Origin of the sequence: Thermomicrobium sp. CFH 73360 (genome assembly GCF_023806465.1) — a bacterium.
GTDB lineage: Bacteria > Chloroflexota > Chloroflexia > Thermomicrobiales > Thermomicrobiaceae > Thermomicrobium.
In genome coordinates this window covers 578,809-604,857 of the sequence record NZ_JAMSLS010000002.1, presented here as the reverse complement: position 1 = coordinate 604,857, position 26,049 = coordinate 578,809, and the positions used below count along the sequence as shown (strand labels likewise).

Here is a 26,049-nt window from a genome sequence, read left to right as displayed (position 1 = left end):
CCCGATTCAGCGGAGTGCCGGTGCCGTTGTTTCCCCGCCGGTCACTCGACGGACGTCATAGACGTCCTTGATCGACTCGAGCTTCTGCAGCACGCGGCTGAGCTGCTGGACACTGGCGATCTCAAGCGTCATGAGGATGGTCACCGTCCGGTCGTCATGGACATTCGTGAGGACGGAGAGCGCGTTGAGCCCTTCATCTGCTACAAGCGTTGTGACGTCGCGCAGGAGCCCGACACGATCCCACGCCTCGATGCGGATCGTGACAGGGTGTTGTTGCGGCGTCTCACCCCAGCTGACGGGAATGATCCGCTCCGGCTCAGTTGTGTGCAGAATATTCGGACAGTCGGCACGGTGGACGGTGATGCCTCGCCCGCGTGTGATAAACCCAACAATTGGATCTCCATAGACGGGTTTGCAGCAGTTGGCGAGGCGGGTCAGAAGGTCGCGCAAACCCGTCACCTGAAGCGGTGGTGGCGTGCTCGCAGCAGCGGGTGCAGATGTCGTACGGACGCGTTGATCCTCGTGCTCGGCGATGCGCGCCGCGAGTTGTTGCGGTGTGATCGCTCCATAACCGATGGCGGCGAGGAAGTCTTCCAGCTTCTGATAGCGCGGGAAGAGCTTAAGGACATCCTCCGGTTTCATCTCGACGCCAAGCCGGCGGAGCTCCTGTTCCAGGAGATGCCGGCCGTGGGCGATGTTCTCCTCCCGCTCCTGCTTGCGGAACCACTGACGGATCTTCTCGCGGGCCGAAGCCGTCGTAACATAACCATTGCTCGGAATGAGCCAGTCACGGCTGGGGCCAGTACGTGCCTTGGAGGTGATGATCTGCACCACCTGGCCATTCTGGAGCTTGTAGTTCAGTGGCACAATCTGCCCATTGACCTTGGCGCCAACGCACTGGTGTCCAACCTCGGTGTGGATGCGGTAGGCAAAGTCGACTGGTGTTGCACCGGCCGGGAGCTCGACCACGTCTCCCTTCGGCGTGAAGACGTAGATCATCTCCGGCAAGAGGTCCTGCTTGACCGAATCGACAAACTCTTGAGCATCCAGGAGTTCGTCTCGCCACTCGAGGATCTGGCGGAACCAGGCGATCTTCGCCTCGATGGAACGGTCACCACTGTCCGGTCGGATCTGCTCCTTGTACCGCCAGTGGGCAGCGATTCCGTATTCAGCCTCGCGATGCATCTCGTGAGTACGGATCTGGACTTCCAAGGGGATACCGTTCGGCCCGATCACCGCGGTGTGCAGCGAGCGGTAGAGATTCTCCTTTGGTGTCGCGATGTAGTCATCGAATTCGCCAGGGATCGGGTGCCACATGCCGTGAATGACACCGAGCGCCGCGTAGCAGTCGCGTTGTTCGTCGACAATGACACGGATTCCCAGGACATCATAGATCTCGTCGAAGTTGCGCTGCTTCTGGCGCATCTTCCGCGCGATCGATGCAATGTGCTTCTCCCGCCCGGTGACGACTGCCTGAATGCCTGCCTCAGCCAGTGCGTGCTTGACTTGCTCAATCACCTGCTGGAGATAGCGCTCGCGGTCATGCCCGCGTGACTCCAGCGCTTTGGCAATCGCCTCGTAGGTCTGCGGTTCGAGGTATTTGAAGGCAAGGTCTTCAAGTTCAGCCTTGAGCTGACCAATGCCGAGCCGGTTGGCGAGCGGCGCATAAATATCCATTGTCTCCCGAGCGATGCGCCGCTGCTTCTCAGGTGGCAAGTGCTCGAGAGTCTGCATATTGTGGAGCCGATCGGCCAATTTGATGAGAACGACGCCGACATCCTCCGCCATAGCCAGCAGCATCTTACGCAAGCTCTCGGCTTGTCGTGTCTTCTCACGCTCAAGACTGACCGGCTCCGTCTCCGGGCTCCAGCGAATCTTGCCCAGCTTGGTGACGCCGTCAACGAGACGCGCCACCCGTGGCCCGAACGTCTCGCGCAGCTGCTCCAGTGTGACGTCAGTGTCCTCCAAAACGTCATGGAGGAGCGCCGCAGCGATCGTTTCCTGGTCAAGTTGCATATCGGCGAGGATCAGCGCGACAGCAATCGGATGGCAAAGGTACGGCTCCCCGGAACGACGTCGCACTCCCGCGTGTGCTGCTCGGGCATACTCGAATGCGCGGCGGACGAGTTCGAGATCAGAACCCTGCAGCCGCTTCTGAAACTCAGGAGCGATCATCTCCCATGTGGGTACATCGCCGGCCGTCGTAACGGTCGGTTCCTGATTCGATTCGGTATGGTGTCCGCTCTCGCGGGGTACAGCGCTTGCCATCATGCCCCGAACACTCGATCGCGAGGGTGGCGAGAGGATTTGAGTTTCATCTTTTATGATACGGAGCAGCCATCGCCAATTGCAATCGCCCGGTGAGCAGGTATGTGTTCCATGGCCGGATCGGCCATACGTGGCTGCGCGCACGGTCGTTATTCGGGGGCACATGAAAACGGTCGAGCTGCAGTCTCGTTGCGGTCATTCGGCAGATTTCCCGGATCTGCATGGAAGCAGGAGGGAGGGTTGCGGAAAGAGCTCAGGCGTCTCCTCTGCCTCCGTCTCTTCTGCTCGGTCGGCAGATTTTGGCCCCTGCATATCGGAGCTTATCCCTCGGTGATGTTCAGGAATCACGGCGTTGTCCGAGTGGGCTCACGATGCGGAGTTCCGTTCCTCTGCTCGAGGTCATTGCACGGTTCAGGGGGGTCTGAGCTGCGAGAAGCAATCGGGCAGGGGCGCATTGTGATAGCCGTTGGACCAAGCAGAGTGTGGAACCACATTTGGTCCTCCTCGTGCCCCCGCAGCGGTCCGGACAACGACGTTGTGTGTAGTCAGGCGATTCTTCCTCTGTACACCTTGCTTGGCAGTTGTTGGGAACTCCCAGATCACCGGATCACGTTGTCGGGCACTGTTGAGGGCGGAGGAGGTGCGGCGTCTCCGCACCTGGCCGGCGGGAGAGCCGCGATTCATCACATGCGTGGTGTGCACATGGAGAGGAGACGAACACAGGGCTCACCGATGCTTGGTGACTGGAGGCGGGCTTGCAGGATGATCAATGCTCCAACAGGCCTCTTGCAAATTTTTGTCGCTATCCGCCTTCTCCGGGCGTGACGCCTCGTTTCCCCCGTGTCAAGGGACGAAACACCGAGTGTGCGCGTGACATTTCTCACCGCATTGCGCGATGCCGGTGTAGGATTGAGTTGCTTTCGTGGAGATAGTGATGGTCCGAGGAGCACAGTATGCAGCAGACGAGCCGAATGCTGACCCCGCGAGAGGCCCTCGACATCATTCTGGCGCATGTGCAGCGTTTGCCGACGGAAACTGTGATGTTGATGCAGGCGGTTGGGCGAGTGCTCGCTGAGCCGGTCATTGCGCCAGAGGATCACCCGCCGTTCCCTGCCGCGACGATGGACGGTTACGCTGTGATCCACGATGACACCTCTCCCTGGCGGGAGGTGATTGGCGAGCAGTACGCTGGACATGTCACCGACGTCGTCGTCACGCCGGGTACCGCCGTCCGTATCACCACCGGAGCGCCGCTCCCCGCTGGCGCGAATGCTGTCGTTCCGGTAGAAGATGTGGAAGTGGTGGACGACCATATCGTAATTCGGCGTGATGAGGTTCGGCCAGGCGAGAATGTTCGCCCGGTTGGGGTGGACATTCGGTGTGGTGACCTGGTCATTCCGGCGGGTACAGTGCTTGGCCCAGCTGAGATCGGGTTGTTGGCAAGCCTCGGTTTCGCCCGCGTGACTGTCTCGCGCCGACCGCGTGTCTCAGTCCTGAGCACGGGTGACGAGCTCGTCGAGCCCGACGCACCGCTTGGTCCAGGGCAGATCCGCGACTCGAACCGGTTCATGCTGGTTGCAGCTGCTGAGCGGGCCGGTGCCGAGGTTATCTGGGCTGGGCGTGGACCAGATGACGTCGAGCGACTGACCGAGTTGCTCCGAGAGCGGATTGCGGAAAGTGACGTGGTGATCACCTCAGGTGGAGTCTCGGTGGGTGAGCGGGATCTCATCAGTGCAGCTTTGCGAACACTCGGGACGGTGCACATCGAACGCCTCTTCATGAAACCAGGCAAGCCGTTCCATTTCGTCACAGCAGGCTCCACGTTGCTGTTTGGCTTGCCCGGCAATCCGGTCTCGGCGTTGGTTGGGTTCGAGATTTTCGTCGCGACAGCGCTCCGGGCAATGACTGGCCAGCAGCCGGTCGAGGTGGAGCCGGTCACGGTCGTGCTTGAGCATGATGTCGAATCGGGTGATCGAATCGAGTACCAGCGGGCAATTGTCTGGTGTGACTCCGACGGGACGCTCCGAGCCCGCAATACTGGTCCGCAATCGTCAGCGCGGTTGCTCTCCGCCGTGGGTGCGAACGCCTACCTCGTCGTACCACCTCGGGCGACACCATACCGCGCGGGTGAGCGGCTGCAGGCGATTCTGCGCGGTCCGGTTCGCGGTCAACGGGCCTGACTGCCGTCATTGTGCTGGGGGCGCTGGCTCGCTCGTGCGTCGTCCGAAGAGTTCCTGGTAGAGCGCCTCACTACCAATCCAGACCTCGCCGTCGTCATACACTTCCTTTTTCCAAATCGGCGCAATCTGCTTGAGGCGCTCGATGGCGTATCGGCACGCTTCAAACGCCTCGGCTCGGTGCGCGCTGGACACGGCGATAACGACGCTCGCTTCTCCGATCTCTAGACGCCCGGTCCGATGTGCGATGGCGATCCCGAGCACGTCCCAGCGTTGCCGGATCTCTGCGGCGATCTCGGCGAACGTGTCTATCGCTGCCTCCGCATAGGCCTCGTATTCCAAGTAACGCACGCGTTTGCCGCGCGCATGGTCGCGGACTGTTCCGACAAACGTCACGATCGCCCCGGCTCGCGGGTCGGCCACAAGGCGCTCAATAGCGACTGGGTCGAGTGGTTCAGGGCCAACGGAGAAGGGAGTACTTCCTCCTGAGACCGGTGGGATGAGCGCGACTTCGTCCCCGTCGGAGAGGAGCTGGTCTGGTTTGGCATAACGCCGGTTGACCATGACTAACATGGAGCGACGCAAGCCCTCGAGAATCGGCTGACGCGTGATCAGGTTGTCCAGGAATTGGCCAACCGTGGTCCCTTCTGGGAGTTCATGCTCTTCATGGTCTTGCCCGAGAACCTCACGGACGACTGCAAAGTAGCGAACGGTGACGCGCATCTTCGTCCTCACTCCTGTCGTTTGCGCTGGCGGCGCGGGAACCGAAGTTGCGTGAGTAAGCTCACAATGAGCAGGCCGAGGCCTACTCCCCCCATGATGTTCGCCGCAAAATCAGAGAGCGTGACACCCAGCACGCGAGTGAGGAGTGCATGGCTCACCACGAGCAGCGTACCGAGGAGAAAGGAGAAGAGCCAAAGCTGATTGGCGCGCTGGCGCATATCTGTCCTCACTCTTTTCGCCAGTGTCCGGCCACGAGCGCTCTCCTTACCGGAGGGCGGGGTACTCCCGCTGGCGTGGAAAGAGCGAGATGGCACCCCCGGCAGGATTCGAACCTGCGACATGCGGCTTAGAAGGCCGCCGTTCTATCCACTGAACTACGGGGGCATCGCGCTCCACCATGCACGTCACGATAGTACCGCAGCTGGTGTGAAGGCGGCAAATCATGCGGCGTTCATTGGTATTCCGCCCGAGATGGCCACTGTGATTCCTGACCCCCGTGTGCTTTGCGCTCGAGGGAATCAAAGGTCGTGCAGAAAACCTGTTCCGAAGATAGAGGACCTTCACTGCCACTCGTCATGCTCTGAGGACAGAAAATGTTGCATCTCACTCATGACGCCTCTGCGAGCTATGCACCGAACACCTGCCAGTTCGGCAGGAGCAGCGCTTGAGCTGGCGTCTGAGAGCCGGTGGGAGCGAGGATCGCTATGGGGATGTCTCAGCGCTCTCGGGAGACTTGCCTGCGTTGCCTCAAGCAGCCATCACTCAGCGGCTAACGATAAGAGTCCCTGTGGGTGTTCCGGGTGATAGTCCGGACACGCCAGGCGTGCCTCTTGCTCACTTAAGAACCGCTCGATAAGGTCACAGCGGTGCGGTTCACTGGTTCCCGGAGCCACATTCTCACGGAAATACATGCAGCCGCGGCAAGCTTCGGCCACCTGAAGCAGTCCGGCTGCTCGTAAGCTCCAGACGACCGCTCCCAACCCATGCTCGAGCGTCGCGAGTTCGTGCTCGCCCATCCCCGCAAGGGCTTCTTCGAGCGTGTGGCCGAACCGTTCCAAGCGTTGGACAACCTCCTCACCAGCGGGGGTCACACGAAGCAGCGTCACGCGGCGGTCGTGGTGGCTCGTTTCGCGCGTGAGTAATCCCTCACGCTCGAGTGCATCGATCACCCCAATCGCCGTGACGTGGGTCACACCCAGCGCTTGGGCGAGCCGCCCAACCGATGCCAGGAACGGCTTGGTATAGCGGACCCAGAGCAGCGCCTGCGCCTGCATCGGCGTCAACCCGAGTCCTTTCACTTCGTCGGAAGAGATGGCTTTGACTGCATGGCTCAAGCGGAGTAATGCCATGGCGACCCGCGCAGCGCGGGACCGCTGACGGAGTTCGGGATCAAACAGAGTCATCGTATACGGCTCACTCTCCACAACAAGGACCACTGGACTCTGGCTCGCATATCCGCACGGTGAGTATAGCATGCGTTCAGTCGTTTGCCGACGCGGCTCATTCTGAAGTGACGCGAATTGCGCCGAGCGAAGAGCGGAGGTATTTTCCACCAGAGGCAACGCCGCTGACCGGTTCACTTTCGGAGTACGAGCGCAGCTCCTTGTGTCAGACATACAGCTGTGGCGATGGAGAGGATACTTCGGCCTGGGACGATGAGCACAGTGGCGCACTGGCTGCCTCCGAGCCTATCGAGACCTCGATCGGTGGCCCCAGCCTGGCCCCGCCATGCCTGGCGTAGCACTGCAGTGTGACGCTCGGTGCCCGAGGTGATGTAACTTTGGGGATGGTTGCTAGCCTTTGAGCGATCCGGCTAGCAGACCCCGTAGGAAATATCGTCCGAGCAGGATGTAGACGAGCAATGTCGGCAACGCCACCAGAAGGGCTCCGGCCATCTGGACATTCCACATCGTGTACTGGCTCCCAGCGATATTCTGGAGCGCGACTGTCACCGGGCGCTGCTGTGGTGAGTTGGTGATGACCAGGCCGAAGAGGAACTCGTTCCAGATAGAGGTGAACTGCCAAATAGCGACGACGACGAACCCAGTAGCTGAAAGCGGCAGGATGACACGTCGATAGATCCCAAAAAATCCCGCACCATCGACCTTCGCTGCTTCAAGGAGTTCCGTCGGTATTGCGGCGTAATAGTTGCGGAAAATGAGTGTGGTGATAGGGATGCCATAGACGACGTGCGTGAGAATCAATCCGGGGATTGATCCGTATAGCCCCATACGCTGCAGCGTGAGCACGAGCGGGATCAGGATGCTCTGGTAGGGAATGAACATGCCGAAAAGAATCGCGGTGAAGAGCGTATCCGATCCGCGAAATTTCCATTTGGCCAGCACGTAGCCGTTCATTGAGCCGAGCAGGCTGGAAAGTACTGTTGCCGGAACGACCATCTTGATACTGTTAAGGAAGCTCGGTTTGAGCGTTTGCCACGCGGCGAGGAAACTATCGAAGCGTAGCCCCGATGGGAGATCCCACATGCGACTGATGTTGACTTCCGCGAAGCTCTTCATGCCAGTGATGAGCATGAGGTAGACAGGGAGAAGGTAGAAGGCCGCAAAGGCGATCATCACGCTGTAGATGATCAAGCGTGTCGGGTGAAAACGAGGTGCACGGGGAGCACGGATGCTCATCGTTCGGTCTCCGTTCGCAGCCGCCAGATCAAGTACGGCACGATAAGCACAGACACCATGAGTAACATCACGATCGCTACTGCTGCTCCCTCCGCGTACTTATTGCTCTTGAATGTTGTTTCGTACATGAAGATACCCGGCACATCGGTGGCGAAGCCTGGACCGCCACCAGTCTGCGTCATGATCAAGTCAAAGATTTTGAGTGAGATATGGCCGAGGACGATCACAGCGCTGAGCGTCACTGGCTGGAGGAGCGGAAAGGTGATCCAGCGAAAGACCTGCCATTCGCTGGCTCCATCCACACGCGCGGCTTCGCGGAGTTCGTCAGGGATCGCTCGTAGCCCAGCGAGATACATTGCCATGGTGAAGCCGGACATTTGCCAAATCGCGGCGATAATCACGGGGATCATGGCCAAAGGAACTCCAAAGGGAACGCGAAGCCACTCGGGTTTCCACCCGCCTCCAGGCCAGACGTGAGAAACAGTACTCCAGGTTTGGAAGACGGGTAGCCCGATCTGCTCAAACAGCAGGTTCAGGCCGGTTGGCTGTCCGGGAGCTCCTGGGGTGAAGAGCCACTGCCAGACTGTTCCGGTAACGACGAACGAGAGCGCCATCGGAAAGAGGTAAACCGTCCGGAAGAACGACTCCCCGCGCACCTTCGAATCCAGCAATACCGCAAGGAGGAGTCCGATGGAAAGCGAACCGATCAGGAAGAACACCGTGAAGACGATCGTGTTCCGGATGTCGCTCTGAAACCGATAGGAGGTTAGAAGGGCAGCGTAATTTCGGAAACCGGCGAAGCTAAGATCGGGTACGATCCCTTGCCATCGGCTAACAGAAACCACAGTTGTCCAACCGATGAACCCGTACACGAACACAGCGATCGCAATGATCGAGGGTGTGATCATGAGTATCGGGATCAGCCGTTCGACCAAACGGTATCGACTCCGGGCCGCCATCGGCCGCGTGGCAACGCCCGGTCTCGGCCTCGCTTCTTCGATCACTTTTCCGGTCATCGACCGCCCCCACGGTGTCCTTGTGTGATATTCGCAAGTTTTCACTAGAGTTCTTTAGCGGCCTCGATGAGCATGCCCTTCAGCTGATCCTTGTCGCGGCTCGCCGAAAAGACATTAAGGGCGTTGTTGTACGCGGTCATATAGGCCTCGTTTGCGGCAGCACCGTGGACAACGCTCGGTGCTAGCTTGTCTTGCGCAAACCGCTCGATCGAGTAGCGCAGGTATTCGTCGTACTTGCTCTTGTCTGCATCGGTGCGCGCAGGGATGGAGCCTTTCTTTGGATTGAACGCGTCCTGCCCTTCGCGTGACCCACAGACCTTCAGCCATTCAATGGCGTTGTTACGATGCGGAGCACCGACCGGCAAGCCGAAACTATCACTGAGCCACAGGAAACTACCGTCTGTCCCTGGTGCTGGTACCCAGCCGAAGACCTGGCCCGGCTGTGCGCCCTTGTTGATGAAGTAACCGTAAGCCCAGTCACCCATGATCGTCATGGCAGCGCTGCCATCGATGACGCGTTGAGCAGCATCGGCCCAGCTCAGCGCAGCCCGATCCTCATTGGCGTAGCTTAAGAACTGATCGAGCATGTCGATTGCTTCCTGGATGCGGGCATCGCTTTCCCACATACCAGGATCGCCGAACAGCTTTGGATAGTCCTCCGGACCAAACACCGCGAGCAATACGCTCTCAAAGAGGTGTGGAACTTCGAACTTATCCTTACCACCGACCGAAAGTGGCGTCACACCGGCTGACTTCAGCTTCTCGGCGACCTGATAGAACTCGTCGACGGTCTTCGGCGGCTGGAGATTATTTGCCTCGAAAATGCGTTTGTTGTACCAAAGCATATTTGACCGGTGAATGTTCACGGGAACAGAATAGAACTTCCCTTCGTGGGAAATCTGATCGAGCAAGGTCTTCGGCATAACTTTGTTCCATCCCTCTTGCTCGAACAGATCATTGATCGGCTCCATCTTGCCAGCGACGACCCACGTGCCGATAAGCTCTTGCCCCGCATGCACTTGGAAGCTGTCCGGTGGGTTCCCTCCCTGCATTCGGGTGACGAGGACCGCTTTGGCGTTGGTCCCGGCACCTCCAGCAACCGTTGCGTTAATAATTTCCACTCCTGGCCGGCGCTGGCTGAAAAGGTCGAAGAGTGCTTTGAGTCCGTCAGCCTCACCCGGATTCGTCCACCAGCTGAAGATCTCGAGCTTGTCCTCAGCTTGTCCTGTGGTCGGGGCGGTCGGACTGGCCTGCCCCGCGGGTGGCTGCGTTGGAGCTGCGGTAGTGGGGGTGGGTTGTTGTCCGCCAGCGCAGGCAGCCAACAAGGCTGTGCCTCCTGGAAGTGCAAGGCCCAGTGCCAAAAAACGCCGGAGCATTTCCCGCCGCGTCATCTCTCGACCGTGTTCCCGACCTGTCGAAGTCATGATTTCCCTCCTCTGTGGTTCAACCATGATCCCGCTTCACGACGGCGAGCGCCGTGATCTCATGCGGGGTCTGGCAAGTGCCCCGCATGCTCGTCGTGGTCGCCTGTGGTTCATCGCGTGTCTCACCTCCCCCCGTTGAGGCCGCACCAACATGCCGAGGCGCCGGTGTACTCGGGTCCCTGAATCTCTGGGGACTGGCCAGAGTCTGTCGAGAGTTCTGTGTTGACGCGCGAGTGGCACGGAATGGCCGGCTGAGGACATGCTGGTAGACCAGCGCGATACCGCCCATCACGCACGCATCAAAACCGTGTGTCGCGACAAGCAGTCGGAGAGGTCTGGCAAGCCAGCGCAGCGCGCGTTCCTGGATGATGCGCTGGATGGTTGGCATCAAAAAGTCACTTGCAAGACTGAGCACGCCGCCGAAGACAACTGCTTCTGGGTTAAGCGCGTTAACCAGGTTCGCGATGCCGACTCCGAGATAGAAGGCCGTTTCCTCCAGCGCGGCCAAAGCCACGCGGTCACCGCGCCTGGCGGCTTGTACAACGAGTGGGATAGTTAGTCGTGTAAGATCGCCGTGTGTCAGATCCTCGAGCTGTGAGCATTCTCCACTCTCGATGGCTGCTCGCACTCGCTGGAAGACTGCTTCCTGGCTGACGAGCGTCTCCCAGCAACCGCGATTTCCGCAGTTACACGGTGGGCCATCAAGCACCAATGTCATGTGGCCGATTTCACCAGCCAGCCCAGCGGCGCCCGCAACAAGCTGGCCATCGAGGACGATCCCGCCGCCGAGGCCGACTCCAGAACTCATATAGAGTAGGCTCCGTACATCACGTGCTGCACCGAAGAAACTTTCACCGAGTGCGGCAAGGTTGGCCTCGTTGTGGACATAGATCGGAAATTCGAACTCGGCTTCGAGCAGTGACTGGAGCGGTACCTCGTGCCAGTGAAGGTTCGGGGCGAACAAGAGGGTGCCAGAGAACACGTCGACGAGTCCCGGCACGCCGAGCGCGAGCCCAAGAATGCGATCGTACTGGCCCTGCGTTTCACGAATTCCCTGGCGGACGGTCTCAAGGAGGCGATTGAGCACCCGTGTCTCGCTCGTCGCGGGAACAGTCCGCTCGAAGTGTCGCCAAATGATCTCGGCAGCAAAGTTGGCGATAACAACGGAGATGAAGTCAACCCCTATCTCGGCTCCTATGATCCCTCCTGCTCGTCGATCCAGTTCGAGCAGGATTTCTGGACGGCCTGTGCGCCCGGTGCGTTCGGGGCCGAGCTCTGAGACGAAGCCGGTGTCGATCAGTTCTTCCACCAGACTGGAAACGGTAGCCTTGTTCAGCCCGGTGGCGTGGGCGAGCTTGGCGCGCGACAGCGGAGAGGTCAACCGCAAAGCATTGAGGACCAGCGAGAGGTTCAGTTGTCGCATGAGCCTCTGATCTACGACCCGAGTCTCGTTCATATCCCTATCCGTGTTTCACAGCTCTCGACTGAATTAGTTTGCTGGGATTCCATACTAATTGCGATCGTAGTACCGGCCTCCCCGCGTGTCAAGTAGGTTCCATACAGGAGGTGCCTCGACAACGTGGCGTGGGCGCCGGACTTTCCGTATCTCTCGTCCGCTCACAGAAGCCGGTTTCCAATTTTTCCAATTGGGGATGGTGGAGATTGGTACCCCTGCCGATGAGCCTACGCCAATCGTATCTGGCCGCAGCAGATAACCGGGGCAAGCCAGTCCTAGAGGGATGGCGGCTGACGACAAGGGTGGAACGAGACTGCGCCAGCGTGGTGAAGACACTGTCGGATCTTCAGACTGGAATGGCCGGTTGCCGGAAAGGCTTACGCATTATGCGCGGGCGAGTGCAATGAGACTAGGTTGCGACGTGAGGACCCCGGTCAGCATAAGTAGCAAGTTTGCCATCGAGGGGTTGACAGCAGGGCACAATTGGGGTATTCTACAGATGCGATCCCGACGAGTTCTCGTCGGACCGTCGCGAGAGCACCCGAGGAATCGGGTCGCTCGTTCCGGCTCCGATAGCCACCTGTCGGAGTTGCTCGCGACAGCGAGCACCAGGGCTGTTCACCAGCCGGACCGGCGCGAGCCGGGAAGGGGGTGAATTTGAGACTGGCGGACACGCGCCGGGACGCGAACGGCTCGTCGGGGTCGTTTTTCTTGTTGGTTCCTTTGGCCCATGCATGATTCCTTGGTTCTTCAAGCTGCTTGCGCCTCCTCGAACGTCCCCCCGCAATCAATTGCACAGTCTTCTGCCAGTCGCCCTTGCAACACAAGGTCCGGGGAGGTGTGCTAGTACAGCACAGCTCCCCGGCAACGGGATCCGCGCGAGGCGAACCACTCCGGGATCCGCCTGAAGGGGCGCGCAGAACTCATGAGGCGCTTGGGCGTCCGATCCTGCCCGAGCCTCCTGATGAGAGGTCTCTTCTGGCGACGCAGGTCGAGCGGGTCAGTGACCGCTCACCAGGTCCCCTCCTTCACCCAGGGATAGGTCCAAAGAATCACTTGGAGCAGGACGGCCTTGAGCCAGGCCTGGTGCATCCGTTCAATCATCGCAGGATCGTTTTCGCCGCGCTCGAGGAACGGTCGAACAGTGGCATAGATCGGATAGACGAGCGCGAGCATATAGCGGAAATGGATAAAGGGTGGTGCACCTTCAACGCCATCCGTCTGATTCTTCTTGTCAAAGTGACGGCGACCAATCTCGTAGGCGTAGTCGAGCCAGCGCTGGTCGAACTCGGCACGACAGGTATCGAGTACCCACTGACCGAAACGCTGGCGCACCCGAGCCAAGTAATCGCTCTGTGGCCCTTGGGACGTGGAGAAGTATTGGAGCAGAAAATCGTGGCTGCCGACAAAGCCATACCAGACGTCAAGGAGTTCCTCAATATGGGGCGCAAGAATCTCGCCGGCGCGTCGCAGTGCGGCGATGTCCTCGTCAGTCAAGAGCAAGGTTTGCAGGAGCGGCTTCAGATCCGTCTCGGTGTACGGGGCGCGAGGAAGCGACGGGTCGCCGTAGCGATAGCCAGGGATTGCCTGAGTAGCCATCTGTGTACCTCCTGTTCGTGTACACCTACGAGTACATATGTCGGATATTGACATGATAGAGCGATCGGGGAGCGGTGTCAAGGGGCACGTTGCGGGTGGCCTTTCATCTGGCTCGGCCTACCAGGCTTCTGCTGACCATCCAAAGGATGGGGGCGAGGCGTTGGTTTCTTGCTTTCGGCCTGCTACCGTGCTTGTGGCGCAACCCCTGCGAGAGGTCGCCGGGCTGTGAGGGGGCCATCCGCTTGTGGTCTTCGGGGTGTGATGACCAAGGCTCTTCTCTGACGCTCGTGTACTTTGGGCAAGGCGACCCGGATCATTTCTGCCCTCCCCAAAACGAGCGGACTTCTTTGCGCCTGTGATTCCACTCTGAGGAGCAGATAGCCTTACACTGTGCGACTTATCTTCGTCCTCGGCTGTGTATCTGAGTGTCTATTTGGTAGAGTACCGATAGGTCTCTATGAACACGGAGAGATCCTCTCGGTGTGTGATTGGTCGCCCGTTGCCCGGTCTCCCCAGTGAGGCCGGTGTTATGATCCTTCGCGAATCGGATGGTGGACGAAGGTGAGACGAATGTGACTCCAGAACCTCAGTCATCTCGGGATGCAGTTGAACAAGCAATGCAGGACATCGTGTCGTTGCATCGCCTGACCGTGAACCAGCTCCGAGACTTGATTCGGGTCCAACGCGATACAACGGACCAGCTGCACGTCGTTTCCGAGGCGCTGCGCCAGGTCGGTTCCCTGCTGCGTGACATGACGAATGCCCAGGCTCGCGTGAATGATGCTCTCATTGCGCTCTCGATACAACTTGAGCGGATGACCGACGTCGATGATGCGATGAAGCAGGCGATCAAGGGTCTTGTCGAACAGTTTCAACGAGCAGGCCCGCAGCTGGATCAACTTGCTGGTCAGCTGGGTGGGTTTGGTGTCTTGCTCCGCCAGCTTGTCCGTGAGCAGGAACGGTTGCTCCTTGCTAGCTTCCGGCAAGACCTTGAGCATCGCCTGCCGTCGCTCTTTTGCCGCTCTCTCACATCACTCCGCTGGGGTGTGCCAGGACTCTTCTATGACGAGCTCGCGGCCCAGCTTCCGGAGAGTGCCGTCGACTTCTGGCTGGCGGCTGACTTGGTGGTGACTGGAACCCTCCGGCACGCGCAGATTCCGATTCAGCTCTGGATTCTCGTCTTGGTTGCTCCAGAAGCGGACGAGGCGCTACTTGCTCGGGCTAGTGCCACGGCAATGGTGCTCGGCGATGTCCTTGGGTCAGTGCTTCCGGCGATCGCCGTCCTACGCCCTGGTGATGCTGTGGAGACGGCGCTTTCTCAGGGGATCCTGCTCATTGCAGATGGGATGCTCCACGGCTGGGAGCAAGCGGTCGCGCGCTGGATCACCGAGGGGTAGGAGGTGAACGCGCTCGTGGGAGGGGTCCTGGCGGAGAGGATTGGGCCGAGTGTTCGAGCGTCTGACTGAACGACTTGTTCTCCTCGTCGAGCCGACCATCCTGGCGATTCTCGTTCTCATCATCGCGTGGCTTGTGTTGCGGTTGGCCCGGCTCACTATCCACCGCGGTGTGGCGCGATTGCTGCAGGCACAACGGCTTACCACGCGGGAACTTGCGACCCGCGTGCGCACCTTGACCACGCTCGCCGAGTCAGCTGTCCGGCTCACGATTCTCTTGCTGACCGGATTGACAGTTCTCGCGCTCTACGGGGTACCGATCGGTCCACTCCTTGCGAGCGCTGGGGTCGCTGGCCTTGCGATCGGTTTGGGCGCGCAAACATTGATCCGTGACATCATCGGTGGCATCTTCATCGTCCTGGAGGACCAATTTCATGTCGGAGACGTGATTACGGTGAACAATCTGAGTGGCCAGGTCGAGGCGCTAACGCTCCGTTACACGGCCTTGCGCACACTCGACGGCGCGTACGTTGTCATTCCGAATGGCGAGATCCGTATTGTTCAGAATCTCTCACGTGATTGGGCAAGAGCAGTTATCGACGTTGCCTTGACGCCGGAAGAAGACGTTGACCGGGTTGTCGCGGTTCTGCAGTCATTACTTGCCAATTTGCCCAGCGATCCGGAACTTGGCCCGCTTGTGCTTGAGCCGGGCGAGGTCTTTGGCGTCGAAGCGATCGGACCGCAACAGGCGACAGTTCGTCTTGCGGTCAAAACACGACCCCTCGAACAGTGGCGGGTCGCGCGCGAGCTCCGGCGGCGCATCCTGGTTGCGTTGCGTGAGGCGGGTGTGAGTGCACCGTATCCGCGAACAGTCACCATCATCCAGCCGCGTCATGAAGATGAGCCGCCACCGTCTTGAACCACGTGCTAGACTGACCATCAGCAAGTGCTGAGCGGGGGCTTTGAATGCGCGTTGTGCGGAATGTTGGATATCTGAAGAAGCGGCAGCGCGCCGCACGACTGATGATCGCGCTCGGCCTTGCTGGTTTGCTGGGTTCCATTGCGCTGACTTTCTTGCAGCAGCTTCTCTATATCTATCTTGCCTATGCCGCACTCATTACTGGCTTTCTCTTCTTCAACGCGGGTATGCAGCAGTGGGCAAAGTGGAATCGTCGGCCGCGTCCGGACGAACTTCTCGATTCCACGCTGCGACGGTTGAACGATCGCTATACGCTGGTTCATTATCCGGACGTCCCCGAAGGGTGGCGGCCGGAGCATGTCCTCATCTGGCCCGGTGGGATCCTCAACATCACGACGCGAGAACTGGCGGGACGGATCGTGGTGAAGGGAACACGGTGGCGACGGCTCGACCGGTTCCTCATCCGCCTCCTGACCTTTGGTGGCCCGCCGCTTGGGAATCCAACCGTTGAGTGTCAACGCCAGGTGGAAGCGTTGCAAAGGTTCCTTGCCCAGCGTGATCTTCCTGGTGCTGATCTTGTCGAGGGGCTGATCGTCTTCCTGAACGACCAGGCACAGCTTGAGGTTCTTGAATCGCCGGTCAGTGTCGTCACGCGCAAGGAGCTCTTCGATGCGATCCGTGCCTATGGCAGTGAGCGGCGCTTGAGCCAGGGCGACATCGATGAGATCGTGACGGCTCTCGCGCAGGGTGAGGAGGTCGAGGGACCAGTCTCACTGCCAACACGTCAACCGGCGAAAGCGAAGTGAGCGACCAGGGCATCGCAACGGTCTTCGAGCCTCAACCGCGTTGGCCGGTGATCGGCCACGAACGGGTGATCTCGTATTTGGCACGGGCCATCCAGCGTGGCCACGTGCATCATGCCTACCTCTTGACCGGCCCTGCTGGAATTGGGCGGACAACGCTGGCGTATGCTTTCGCCCAAGCACTGCTCTGTGAAGCGGTGCCGGAGATGCGCCCCTGCGGACGCTGCCGCTCGTGCGACCGCGTTCTGCGGCGGGTGCACCCGGATGTCACACGGGTCAGTCTGGAACAGGGGCGAGAGGAGGCGAAACTCCTCTCGATTGACCAGATCCGTGAGCTCCGTGCAAGTCTGGCACTCCGCCCACTCGAAGGTGCCTGGCGCATTGCAATCGTCGATGATGCTGAGCGACTGTCGCGTGACGCCGCGGATGCGCTTCTCAAGACGCTCGAAGAGCCTCCACCCTACGCGGTGTTGCTCCTCATTGCCGAGGATCTCCAGTCAATGCCGGAGACGATCCGCTCCCGATGCCACGTGCTGACACTCAATCCGCTCCCGCTTACTCTCGTCCAGCAGGTGCTGCAGGAAAGTGGTATTGCCCCAGAGCGCGCTGTGCGGCTGGCGCGTGCAACGCGTGGCCGGATCGCCGAGGCGCTACGCATGGCGAGTGACAATGCCGCGTTGACACGCCGCGAAAAGCAGGTTGCAGAAGTGCTTGCAGCGCTGAATGAGCCGCTCGCAGCGCTGGGCTTTGCTCGGCGCTTAGCGGAGCAATATCGACGTGGACGTCGAGCAGTCGTCGAGGACACGCTTCGGCTGGCCGTCGAGCTCTGGCGGGATGCGCTCTGGCTGGCAGCGGATCTGAATGCGCCGATCGTGTATGAAGAAGCACGTGCTGCGCTGCAGGAACTTGCGCGGCGGAAAGGTCTTGCTGGAACGGCTCGGGGGCTCCGCGCTACCCTACAAGCGCTGGCCGATCTCGAGGTCAATGTGCAGGCACGACTCGCCCTCGATGTCGCGGCGATGACCTGGTCGGAGGGGAACTCGTGAAAGTGGCTATTCGGAGACTCGGATCGGCGCGGCTTGAACTGGCTCTGGTTCCTGAGGGTGCCGGTTGGATTGCGGTTCCCGGCCCACTGGGCGAGGAGGTGGCGTGGATCCTCGCGGATGAGTCACGGTGCTATGGCTGTGAGACCCTGCCGGGCATCACCGCTCGGCCACTCAGTGGGGAAGAGCTGACGCAGATCCCGGAGCTCTGGGAGCGTGCATTCGCTGCGGCATGCGTGCTACACGGGAATGTTTCTCGCACCATCGTCGGTGTGCGACCGTCCCTCTTCGGTGGTATTGTGCTCGAGGTCAGCGGGCTGCCGAATGCCCAGATGCCCGAGGAGGAGCGAGCACTCAGCGAGCTTCTTCGGCAACCAGTTCGCCTTGTCGCTGTCACGGTCCAGTCTTCCTACGGTGGACTCGGTCGCCCACGAGGTGGTGGCGACTTGGCAGAGCAAGCACTGGTGCGACTTCGTACAGGTAGTCCTTCCTTGCCTGGTGGTTTTCCGCGCATTGGCACGCGTGTTGAGACAGCTCAGGGCAGTGGAACTGTTGTTTCGGTCCAGACGCGGAACCGCACCGTGCTCGTCCAGGTGGGAGACGAGACGGTGCGGCTATCTCTTGAAGAACTGCGCATCAGCGAGCGCGGTGACTGATTAGGATCCAGCCGGTGGTGCGGGGAGACGGACGAGAAATAACCCGCGATCCGTCAGGACATATGCCAGTCCCTGCACGTCATCGACGGTCAGATCACGCAAGCCATCAAGTGATGGCACGCCTGACCCGCTGACGAACTGCTGGACAAGCGTGCCGTCAGTGTGGAGGCGTAAGATCCGACCACTGCGTGTTCCAACATAGCGGTAGGGTCGGTCGGGCTGCTGAGAGAGCGCGACCGCATCGGTCACTGCTGGCTCAACGCGGGGTGTCACAGTTGCTTCCAACGCACCGCGATAGAAGGTGAGCACTGTACCGTCGGTGAGAAGCACATGAATGCGACCATCAATCTCAAAGTCGACAGCGTTGCGCAACTGGTCAGCTGCTTGTCCCCCCGTCCAGTCTTCGGGGAGGTTGGCATAGGCACCGTTCAGGAAGCGGAGGATCTGCCCATTCTGTGGTTGAAGCAAGTAGAGGTTGCCAGTGAAGGTGCCAAGCGCGGCCACGTTCTGGTACGGTGCGCCAAAAGTCCCAACCGGGAGTGCGCTCCAGCGCGCGGCTGTGGGATCGAAGAGGTATGCGACCTTGCCGTCGAATGCGACTGGAGCACCATCGGCCCAAGCTGCACCGACGAGTGGCCCAACAGTCACTCCGTCCACGATATCACCAGGGCCGAGCAAGCGCACGAGGCGTGTCCCGCCCGCATCGAGACGGTAAAGCGCGTCAGTCAGGAGATAGAGCTGGCCGTTACCAAAGAAGAGGCGTGGGTGCACACCTTCTGGAGCTGCAGGCACGGATCCGAGGACTTGGACCGCGCTGGCCGAAAGGCGCTCCACGCGGAGGAGACTATCGAGCGTTCGTTCGATCGCTGCGCGTTCTTGCGCAAGGAGTTCGGGCTCAAGTCCGAGCGCCGCAGCGCGCTCGAGCCGTTGTGACGCGGTTGCCAAGTAAGCGCGGGCGATCGTGGAATCGGTCGCCTGCTCGGCGAGCTGTCGCTCAGCGACCGCTGACTGGTACAGCTGAGCGAATTCCTGCCTCCGCTCGGCGTTTCGTCCCGACTGAACGGAGACGACGAGTGTCGTGGTGAGTGCGCCAAGGAGGCCGATGGCGATCAGTCCTGTGAGACGGCTGGCGGGGAGTCGCGGCAGCTGACGCCGGACTGGAGTGAGATCAGGAAGCCGAATGCGGTCTTCGTGGCGTTCTAAGCGGGGCAGCCCGAACGTGCCATCGTCCTGCGGGAGAAGTGGGCGACGCCGACGTGCAACGAGCTGCCAGATTCCCAGCAGCCCAGTGACGGTTGCGATCGCGAGCCCAGCAACGAGCTCGATCAGGGTTCGCCCCCCACGCCTGGAAGCCACCCGGTACGGCTCCGGTTCATCCCGTTCGCCGACCGTTGTCTCTTCTGCCTGACGGTCAGAAGCTGGCGGTCTCGCCTCATCGAGCGGGATTGACGCGTCAGACAGGCTGGCGTTCTGATCCGCCCGCTCCTCCCGTGCTCCCTTAGTCTGCTCGTCCCACGGCGTGGCGTCAACTCCCCTCCTGTCTTGGGTGCCTCCGGTACGCTCGTCCTGCCCGGTGTTCTCGGGGAGAAGAAGGCGCAAGAGTTCGCTGAGACGTCGAACTGGCTGAGCGCTGAAGCGGGGTTGTTCAGGGACGCGTAAGATCACTGCGGGGACCTGTTCCGAGTCTCCTTCATCAATGGCAAGCTCTTCGAACCACTCGAAGATTCGACCAGGCATTGCGTTCGGCAGCTCGTGGCTGTGGTTGTCCAGCAAGCGAGCGCCGTAGCGGCTGGTGGTAAGCAGGAGGAGGTCACCAGGTGCGGCACGGGTGTAGTAGAGGGCCGGTTGCAGTTGGCGAGCGCTCCCAAGCGCAGAGGCAAAGCGTGCCGGCTCGCTCTCCCGGGGCGGGAACATGTACAAGTCACCATCCTGTGTCACAATTGCGCTGCTCGGTGGCACTTGAGCCAGGATGAGATCGTGAGCACTGAGGATGGCGCACGTCGCCCCGAACCGGTGCCATTGACTAGCGGGACGGCCGCTGTTGAGGGTAATGAGCCAGTGATTCGCCCGGAGATACGCTTCCGTGAGTGCCTCACTCGCCTCTTCGAGTGAGGTGTGTGTTCCGAGTTGCCAGAATGCGTGCTGGAGTAACGCGATAACGCGGCGGGCGACGTCTGGACTACTGGGTAAGGGGTCGATCGGTTCCACGACGACTGCGAAGGCACGCAGCCCACTGGTCGTCGTGTCGGCTGCATATTGGAGTGCAACGTAGGGAGATGCGCTTGCGCGGGCAAGGCGCGCGCTCCGCTCGATGACGTGCGCCATCCTCGTGCTCCTCTCGCCAGTTTCCGAGGTCAACCGCTGGACACAATCAGAGAGCAGCGCGGTGGATCCTCCTCCGCACTTCCCACCGGCCTGCACTCCTGCCGTGCCTGCCTGGCAAGGGGCAGTCTAGCACACAGAGTGTACGTACGTCTAGAGGAACACGCGTTCGTACGCGGCTTCTAAGGGATGTCGCGCGGGAGTTCTTCGTGACGAGACGGGAGGAGTGGAGACTCGCTGAGGAGTTCGTCAGCTGGTTCGCTTGCGGCAGGCGAGCGTCTCAGCTCCGGTCCCAGCAGCTCACGCAGGCTTGCCGCCAGCTCTTCATCACCCAAGGCCAGGGCAAGTTCGTACGCCAGTCGGAGATGATACCGTGCTTCGCCGTCGTTGCCCTGATCAAGGAGCAAGAGCGCTGCGTTGTAGTGCAGTGCCAATGTGGCGCGTCGATCCCCCAGTTGCTCAAACAGTGCCAGTGCTCCACGATACGTGGCGAGGGCTTCCTCGACTCGACCGGATGCGTCAAGCACAGCGGCAAGCCCACGGAGCGCGCGTGCCTGCAACGGCAGCGACTCGATCTCCTTCGCAATGGTCGCAGCCGCTCGGTAGTGTTCTTCTGCCTCGCGGAAGTAGTGGAGTGACTGATAAAGGCGTGCAATTCTCCCGTGGAGGCGCGTACGCAGTTCGTCGTTCCCCGTCGCGGTCGCAACATCGAGCGCTTGTCGGAGATAACCGATGGCACCGTGCGGATCCGCCTCTTGGAGTTGCAGTTCGGCCAGAAGTAGCAGGGCTCGCTCGTGGGTGAGGAAGTCACGTGCCTGTTCTGCCCGCTCGCAGGCGTGGAGCAGGTACTGCTCTGCCTCGCGACGCAGCCCTCGTGCCAGTGCGATGGAGCCTTGGAGGACGGCGAGCTGTGCTTCCATCCGCGGGTCTTCGGTTGCCTTGACGAAGGTGGCAACATGCTTTGCGACCGTGATCGCGTCTTGGAGTTCACCAAACTCGAGCAGCACCTCGCCCGTGCCGAGGAGCCAGCGTGCCTGCTCGGCTACGTCGCCCCGCTGCTGTGCCAAGCGAAAGGCTCGGGAGAGGTACTCGAGCGCTTCACCGCGATGGTCGAGGGCGGCATGAGCCAAACCGGAGAGCCCCAGCAGTCGCTGGCGGAGCGTGGTGTCCTCCATGGCCTCGCACTGTTGCTGTGCGAGCTGCAGGAACTGGAGCGCGCGCTGCGCCTGTTGCCCTTCGAGGGCAAGTTCTGCGGCATCAAGCAGGGCGCGGATTGCAGCACGGTGGTTTCCCAGTCGGAGTTCGAGATTGGCCAGTTGATGAAGATGGTCGGCTGCGTCACGGAACTTCCCCGCCTGCCGCTCGATCTGTGCTAGCCCGATCAGACTCCTGCTTTCCAGTGCGAGGTCTGCCGCTGTCCGTGCCCGCTCGAGCGCAGCCAAAAGAGCGGTCCGCGCCTGGGTAAGCCGTCGTTGTTCCGCCAGGATCGCACCGATCTGGATTGCGATTTCGGCCTGGAGTCGATGATCAATCATCCGTTCAGCAGCTTCCTGTGCCTGCTGCAACAGCGCATAGGTGGCGTCCAGATCGCCGAGTTCGCGCAAGATCGTCACTTGCCGCAGCAGCGCGTCGACCATGCCCGCATAATGGCCGACGCGACGTGCGCTCCGACTGGCACGGTTGTAGAACTCCCGCGCCGCTGCCAAGTTCCCTTCCTGGCGGGCAAGATCGCCGAGCATCAGTGCGGTCTCGACGTCTTCCAGCGTATCGGTGTTCTCGCTACCTGACTCCAACTGGCGCATCAAGAGTTCTCGCGCACGATCGCGTTCGCCGCGCATCCGGGCGAGCCGTGCCAGTCGGGCCAAGGCTCGCCGTTGGCCAGCCGCGTTCGCGATGCGACGGGCTGCACGCAGCGCTTCTTGGAGATGGAGCTCCTGCTCGCGTTGTCGCTCTTCCTCGTCACTTGGCCCTTCGTACTCCGCGAGGATATCGGCTGCACGCAGATTCGCTTCCATAAGGACACGGTCGAATCCTTTCTGGCGTGCAGCAAGAATGACGAGTCTGCTCAGCAGGAGGGCATGCTCTGGATGATCAACTGCTGCTCGTCCTGCCTCGTCCAGCACTTCCCAGAGATCACCATCGGCCAATCGGGCGACTGTACTGGGCTGCTCTGCCGCCGCATAGGCCTGTTCGACCGTGATCCGTCCCTCCAGGACATCAGTCGCGATACGGTACAAGGGGTTGCGTTCGATTCCCTGCCTTCGGCGCAGCCAGCGGCCGAAATGTTCAAAGACGCTCATTCGCTCACCTCGGAGTTCGATACCGCAAAGACGTCGAACGCCCAGCGCAAGGTTTCGAGCGTCACGTTCCCGCCACTTACCACAAGAACGACATTCTTCCCCCGCAATTGATCGCGTAGGCGGTAGGCTGCTGCCAGTGCTGCTGCGCCGGCGCCTTCGGCGACTACTCGTCCAGCTTCCAGGAGTTCCACCATGGAGCGAGCTATCTCCTCGTCGGAGACCAGCACGATGTCGTCGACTCGCTCGCGGATGATCCGCAGCGGGAGCTCAAAGGCAACGCGCGTCGCGATCCCCTCAGCGAACGTATACCCGTCACGGAGTTCCAGGAGCTTGCCCTGTCGCCACGATTCGTAGACCACCGGCATGCCAGCTGCCTGGACACCAATGACGCGAAGCGCTGGATCAACCGTTTTCATGACGATTCCAGTTCCGCAGACACCGCTCCCAGCGCCGATGGGAACGATCACGACCTCGACGTCCGGCAATGCTTCAATGATCTCGAGTGCGTATGTTCCCACTCCAGCGATAAGATCCGGCTCGTTGGCCGAATGGATGTACCGGAGTCCTTCGGCTGCCGCATGGGCTTCGCAGGCAAGACGGGCTTCATCGAAGTCTCGTCCAGTAAGGACAACCTCTGCGCCCAAGCGGCGCATTGCTGCCACTTTCAGCGGATTCGCACCCTCCGGCGCATAGATGATGGCACGGACACCGAAGAGGCGCGCTGCATAGGCAATCGATTGCCCGTGATTTCCCGTTGAGGCTGTGACAACACCTCGCGCGCGTTCCTCCTCCGAGAGTCGACTCATCAGGTAAACACCACCGCGTACCTTGAAAGCACCAATCGGCTGCATCTGTTCGCACTTTAGGTAGATCTGGCAGCCGAGTCGCTCACTTAAGAGTGGCGCCGGGAGAAGCGGCGTCGCCGGAAGGTACCGGTGGACAACGGCTCTGGCCCGCAGAATGTCTTGAAACGTCGGTGGTTCTAGTCGACGGCCCTCACCCGCCTCACGCACCTGTCGACCCCTCACCTCAGCCAGCCTGACCCCGTGCACCATTCCAGCGTACGACGCCCCCGACACGTTGTCTATCACCCGGTCCGCCCTCTCCAGGGGAGGACCCGTTGTCCCAGAGTCTGCCACCAGCTGGGGTGGCCTGTCACTGGACCCGGCGTTGGCTACCGCTGTGGCCAGTCTCAGGGGTCCATTCGAGTCGGGCGACTGAGTGAGAGCAGTAATCTCTGGTTCTGTCCAGAATGGGGTTCGCAACAGGGCACCAGGTGCTGCAACTGGTGATGTGCTCGCGTAGTGGGGAGCAGGATGTCGTTCACTGGTTCCTGTCTTCAAATCGGCACTATTCGGTCATCGTTCTGTCATGGTCGATGGGTACGCTGGCGTTGCCTGGCAGGCGCGTGGTCAGGAAGGAGAGGAGAAACGATGCGCTCACGCGAAACGCCGGTAGCGCTGCAGGGCACGGCGCAGCGCGCTGTCCTTGAGGTCCGAGGAGTAACAAAACGCTATGGATCGTTCCTGGCAGTTGCTGATGTCTCGTTTTCCTTGGAACAGGGCCACGTCCTTGGGATGCTGGGCCCGAATGGTGCCGGGAAGACCACCATCATCTGCACGATCCTCGGACTGGTCCACCCTGATGCCGGCCAGATCCGGATTGCTGGTATTGATGCACGTCAGGATGCGCGTGAAGCGTTGCGGCATGTCGGGGCTCTGGTCGAATCTCCGACGTTCTACCCGTATCTCACCGGTCGGGAAAATCTGCGCATTCTGGCGCTTTTGCGCAACGTTCCGGAAATGCGGATTACGGAGGTTCTGGAACTGGTGGGGTTGGCTGAGCGTGCCGAGCAGCGTGTGGGAACCTATTCGCTTGGTATGCGTCAACGTCTGGCCATTGCAGCGGCGGTTTTGCATCGTCCGCTCCTCTTGATCTTGGACGAACCGACCAACGGCCTCGATCCCCACGGAATCGTCGAGGTGCGTGAGCTGATTCGTGGACTCGCCGCGAATGGTCAGACGATCCTGCTCTGCAGCCATGCTTTAGCCGAGGTACAACAAGTCTGCAGTCATGTGTTGATCCTTGATCGTGGTCGTGTCGTTGCTCAGGGAGCCATTGATACGCTGTTAGCTGGCGATCACGCGGTGGTCCTCCGAACTCCTGTTCCCGAACGGGTGCGGGCCCTCTGTGCCATGACCCCGTGGCTGCGGCTCCTTGCCGAGGATGGAAACGTGCTGCACCTCGCCGTACCGAGTACCTGCGAGGAGGAGTTTGCCCAACTGTTGCTCACCGAACAGATTCCTGTTCTGGAGCTCTCTCGGCACAGTCAGACACTGGAGCGACTCTTCTTAGAAACGACAAGTCGTTCAGGAAAGAGGTCCGGGAACCACGCGCTGCGTCGGGGCAGGCTGGGGTGGTGGCGTCTCGTGAAGGGACAAGAAAAATGATGTGGCATGCAGTCCACGCGGAATGGCTGAAGCTCTGGCGCCTGCGGATGTATCGGGTCATCCTCGTCTTGGGCATAGTGCTCAGTTGTCTCTGGGTTGGCTTCATGCTCTATCTCATGGAGCGGGGTGCGCCCCACGTGCAGGAGGAAGTCACGCGACAGTTGGCACTGCCCGGAGCCTACCTCCAAGGTTTCATGCTCGCGGCTGGATTGGGTGAAACGTTCCTGGCTATCGTTGCTGCGACCTTCATTGCCAACGAATTCAGCTGGGGGACATGGCGCTTGGTGTTGCCTACCGGATTATCGCGGTGGCAGGCGCTCCTCGCAAAGTTTCTGGTTCTGTGGGCTGGCGCTGCGATCTTTGTGTTTGTGACCGCGAGCGTGCCGATCATCGCCGCGGCGATCGTTTCTGCTGTGCTTCATCAGCCGGTTTTCCAGATGCCCTCGGCAGAGCACTGGCAACTGGAGCTCGTTGTGCTTCCTTTGCGGAGTGTGGGGGCCTTGATCGCGCCAATCGTTCTCGCCATGACGGTCGTCGTGGTGACACGCTCACAAGCTGTCGCGGTCGGTCTGACGATCGGATTGTCCCTGAGTGAGGGGGTCTTGGCTGCTGTGTTGCAGGGACTCGGCGGCTGGTGGGCTGCAATCCCACGCTTCTTCTATCTCTGGAACGCACAGGCGATTGTACGGGCTCCGATCTTTTCGGGCGCACCGCAACCTGGCAGCCCGTCCTTTCAGGAGGCGATACCAGTGGTTCTGGCCTGGACGATTCTGCTCGGTAGCCTCACTCTTTGGTGGTTCGGACGACGGGATATCGAAGTGCGCGCAAACGCATAAATGTTTTCTGTATCCTTCAGGATC

At 60.5% G+C, this 26,049-nt stretch carries 20 protein-coding genes and 1 tRNA gene; 8 read left to right on the top strand and 13 right to left on the bottom strand.

What is annotated here, in order from left to right; translation table 11 throughout:
• Positions 1–6 precede the first annotated feature (6 nt).
• Positions 7–2,175 carry a RelA/SpoT family protein gene (locus NET03_RS06015; RefSeq protein WP_353655786.1) on the bottom strand — a complete coding sequence of 723 codons (2,169 nt, stop codon included), beginning with the start codon at positions 2,173–2,175 and terminating at the stop codon, positions 7–9.
• Between the two features lie 1,046 nt (positions 2,176–3,221).
• On the opposite strand from NET03_RS06015, the gene NET03_RS06010 reads away from it, so the two are divergent.
• A complete protein-coding gene (locus NET03_RS06010) occupies positions 3,222–4,448 on the top strand; it encodes a molybdopterin molybdotransferase MoeA (protein ID WP_252127995.1) in 1,227 nt (408 codons plus the stop codon).
• 6 nt (positions 4,449–4,454) lie between these two features.
• Here NET03_RS06010 and moaD read toward each other — a convergent pair whose 3' ends face one another.
• The 9 genes from moaD to NET03_RS05965 form a co-directional block, all read right to left on the bottom strand.
• Complete coding sequence (gene moaD / locus NET03_RS06005; RefSeq protein ID WP_252127994.1) at positions 4,455–5,168, bottom strand: molybdopterin converting factor subunit 1; 714 nt, start codon at positions 5,166–5,168, stop codon at positions 4,455–4,457.
• A gap of 8 nt (positions 5,169–5,176) precedes the next feature.
• On the bottom strand, positions 5,177–5,386 hold the full coding sequence (locus tag NET03_RS06000; RefSeq protein ID WP_252127993.1) for a hypothetical protein: 210 nt from the start codon (positions 5,384–5,386) through the stop codon (positions 5,177–5,179).
• A 90-nt stretch (positions 5,387–5,476) separates the two neighbouring features.
• Positions 5,477–5,552 (bottom strand) — tRNA-Arg (locus tag NET03_RS05995).
• Between the two features lie 374 nt (positions 5,553–5,926).
• Positions 5,927–6,571, bottom strand: a complete 645-nt coding sequence (locus NET03_RS05990; protein WP_252127992.1) for a MarR family winged helix-turn-helix transcriptional regulator — start codon at positions 6,569–6,571, stop codon at positions 5,927–5,929.
• A 390-nt stretch (positions 6,572–6,961) separates the two neighbouring features.
• On the bottom strand, positions 6,962–7,807 hold the full coding sequence (locus tag NET03_RS05985; protein ID WP_252127991.1) for a carbohydrate ABC transporter permease: 846 nt from the start codon (positions 7,805–7,807) through the stop codon (positions 6,962–6,964).
• Positions 7,804–8,823 carry a carbohydrate ABC transporter permease gene (locus NET03_RS05980; protein WP_252127990.1) on the bottom strand — a complete coding sequence of 340 codons (1,020 nt, stop codon included), beginning with the start codon at positions 8,821–8,823 and terminating at the stop codon, positions 7,804–7,806. The genes NET03_RS05985 and NET03_RS05980 overlap by 4 nt, the downstream gene beginning before the upstream one ends.
• Before the next feature lie 44 nt (positions 8,824–8,867).
• Positions 8,868–10,199, bottom strand: coding sequence for an ABC transporter substrate-binding protein (locus NET03_RS05975; protein ID WP_503008061.1), 1,332 nt, complete (start codon positions 10,197–10,199; stop codon positions 8,868–8,870).
• Positions 10,200–10,266: 67 nt separating this feature from the next.
• Positions 10,267–11,670 (bottom strand): ROK family transcriptional regulator, encoded by a 1,404-nt coding sequence (locus NET03_RS05970; RefSeq protein ID WP_252127988.1) that lies wholly within the window; start codon positions 11,668–11,670, stop codon positions 10,267–10,269.
• A gap of 1,044 nt (positions 11,671–12,714) precedes the next feature.
• Positions 12,715–13,302 (bottom strand): protoglobin domain-containing protein, encoded by a 588-nt coding sequence (locus tag NET03_RS05965; RefSeq protein WP_252127987.1) that lies wholly within the window; start codon positions 13,300–13,302, stop codon positions 12,715–12,717.
• Positions 13,303–13,874: 572 nt separating this feature from the next.
• On the opposite strand from NET03_RS05965, the gene NET03_RS05960 reads away from it, so the two are divergent.
• Genes NET03_RS05960 through NET03_RS05940 form a run of 5 tightly spaced genes read left to right on the top strand, consistent with a single transcriptional unit; the run spans position 13,875 to position 18,117 of the window.
• Entirely contained in the window at positions 13,875–14,699 is an 825-nt protein-coding gene (locus NET03_RS05960; protein ID WP_252127986.1) for a hypothetical protein, read from the top strand.
• A 49-nt stretch (positions 14,700–14,748) separates the two neighbouring features.
• Positions 14,749–15,615 (top strand): mechanosensitive ion channel family protein, encoded by an 867-nt coding sequence (locus NET03_RS05955; protein ID WP_252127985.1) that lies wholly within the window; start codon positions 14,749–14,751, stop codon positions 15,613–15,615.
• Between the two features lie 47 nt (positions 15,616–15,662).
• The gene (locus NET03_RS05950) at positions 15,663–16,421 is read left to right on the top strand and encodes a nuclease-related domain-containing protein (RefSeq protein ID WP_252127984.1); all 759 of its coding nucleotides are present in this window, start codon (positions 15,663–15,665) and stop codon (positions 16,419–16,421) included.
• On the top strand, positions 16,418–17,464 hold the full coding sequence (gene holB, locus NET03_RS05945; protein ID WP_252127983.1) for a DNA polymerase III subunit delta': 1,047 nt from the start codon (positions 16,418–16,420) through the stop codon (positions 17,462–17,464). Before NET03_RS05950 ends, holB begins: the two co-directional genes overlap by 4 nt.
• Entirely contained in the window at positions 17,461–18,117 is a 657-nt protein-coding gene (locus NET03_RS05940; protein WP_252127982.1) for a hypothetical protein, read from the top strand. Before holB ends, NET03_RS05940 begins: the two co-directional genes overlap by 4 nt.
• Here the strand turns inward: NET03_RS05940 and NET03_RS05935 are convergent, their stop codons facing one another.
• The 3 genes from NET03_RS05935 to NET03_RS05925 all read right to left on the bottom strand — a co-directional run bounded on the left by NET03_RS05935 (position 18,118) and on the right by NET03_RS05925 (position 23,752).
• Positions 18,118–20,442, bottom strand: a complete 2,325-nt coding sequence (locus NET03_RS05935) for a hypothetical protein (RefSeq protein WP_252127981.1) — start codon at positions 20,440–20,442, stop codon at positions 18,118–18,120.
• Positions 20,443–20,621: 179 nt separating this feature from the next.
• Complete coding sequence (locus NET03_RS05930; RefSeq protein ID WP_252127980.1) at positions 20,622–22,739, bottom strand: tetratricopeptide repeat protein; 2,118 nt, start codon at positions 22,737–22,739, stop codon at positions 20,622–20,624.
• On the bottom strand, positions 22,736–23,752 hold the full coding sequence (locus NET03_RS05925; protein WP_252127979.1) for a threonine ammonia-lyase: 1,017 nt from the start codon (positions 23,750–23,752) through the stop codon (positions 22,736–22,738). The genes NET03_RS05930 and NET03_RS05925 overlap by 4 nt, the downstream gene beginning before the upstream one ends.
• Before the next feature lie 420 nt (positions 23,753–24,172).
• Between NET03_RS05925 and NET03_RS05920 the strand changes: the two genes are divergently transcribed.
• Together NET03_RS05920 and NET03_RS05915 are read left to right on the top strand one after the other, a co-directional pair.
• Positions 24,173–25,189 (top strand): ABC transporter ATP-binding protein, encoded by a 1,017-nt coding sequence (locus NET03_RS05920; protein WP_252127978.1) that lies wholly within the window; start codon positions 24,173–24,175, stop codon positions 25,187–25,189.
• Positions 25,186–26,025 (top strand): DUF2705 family protein, encoded by an 840-nt coding sequence (locus tag NET03_RS05915; protein WP_252127977.1) that lies wholly within the window; start codon positions 25,186–25,188, stop codon positions 26,023–26,025. Before NET03_RS05920 ends, NET03_RS05915 begins: the two co-directional genes overlap by 4 nt.
• Positions 26,026–26,049: the final 24 nt, after the last annotated feature.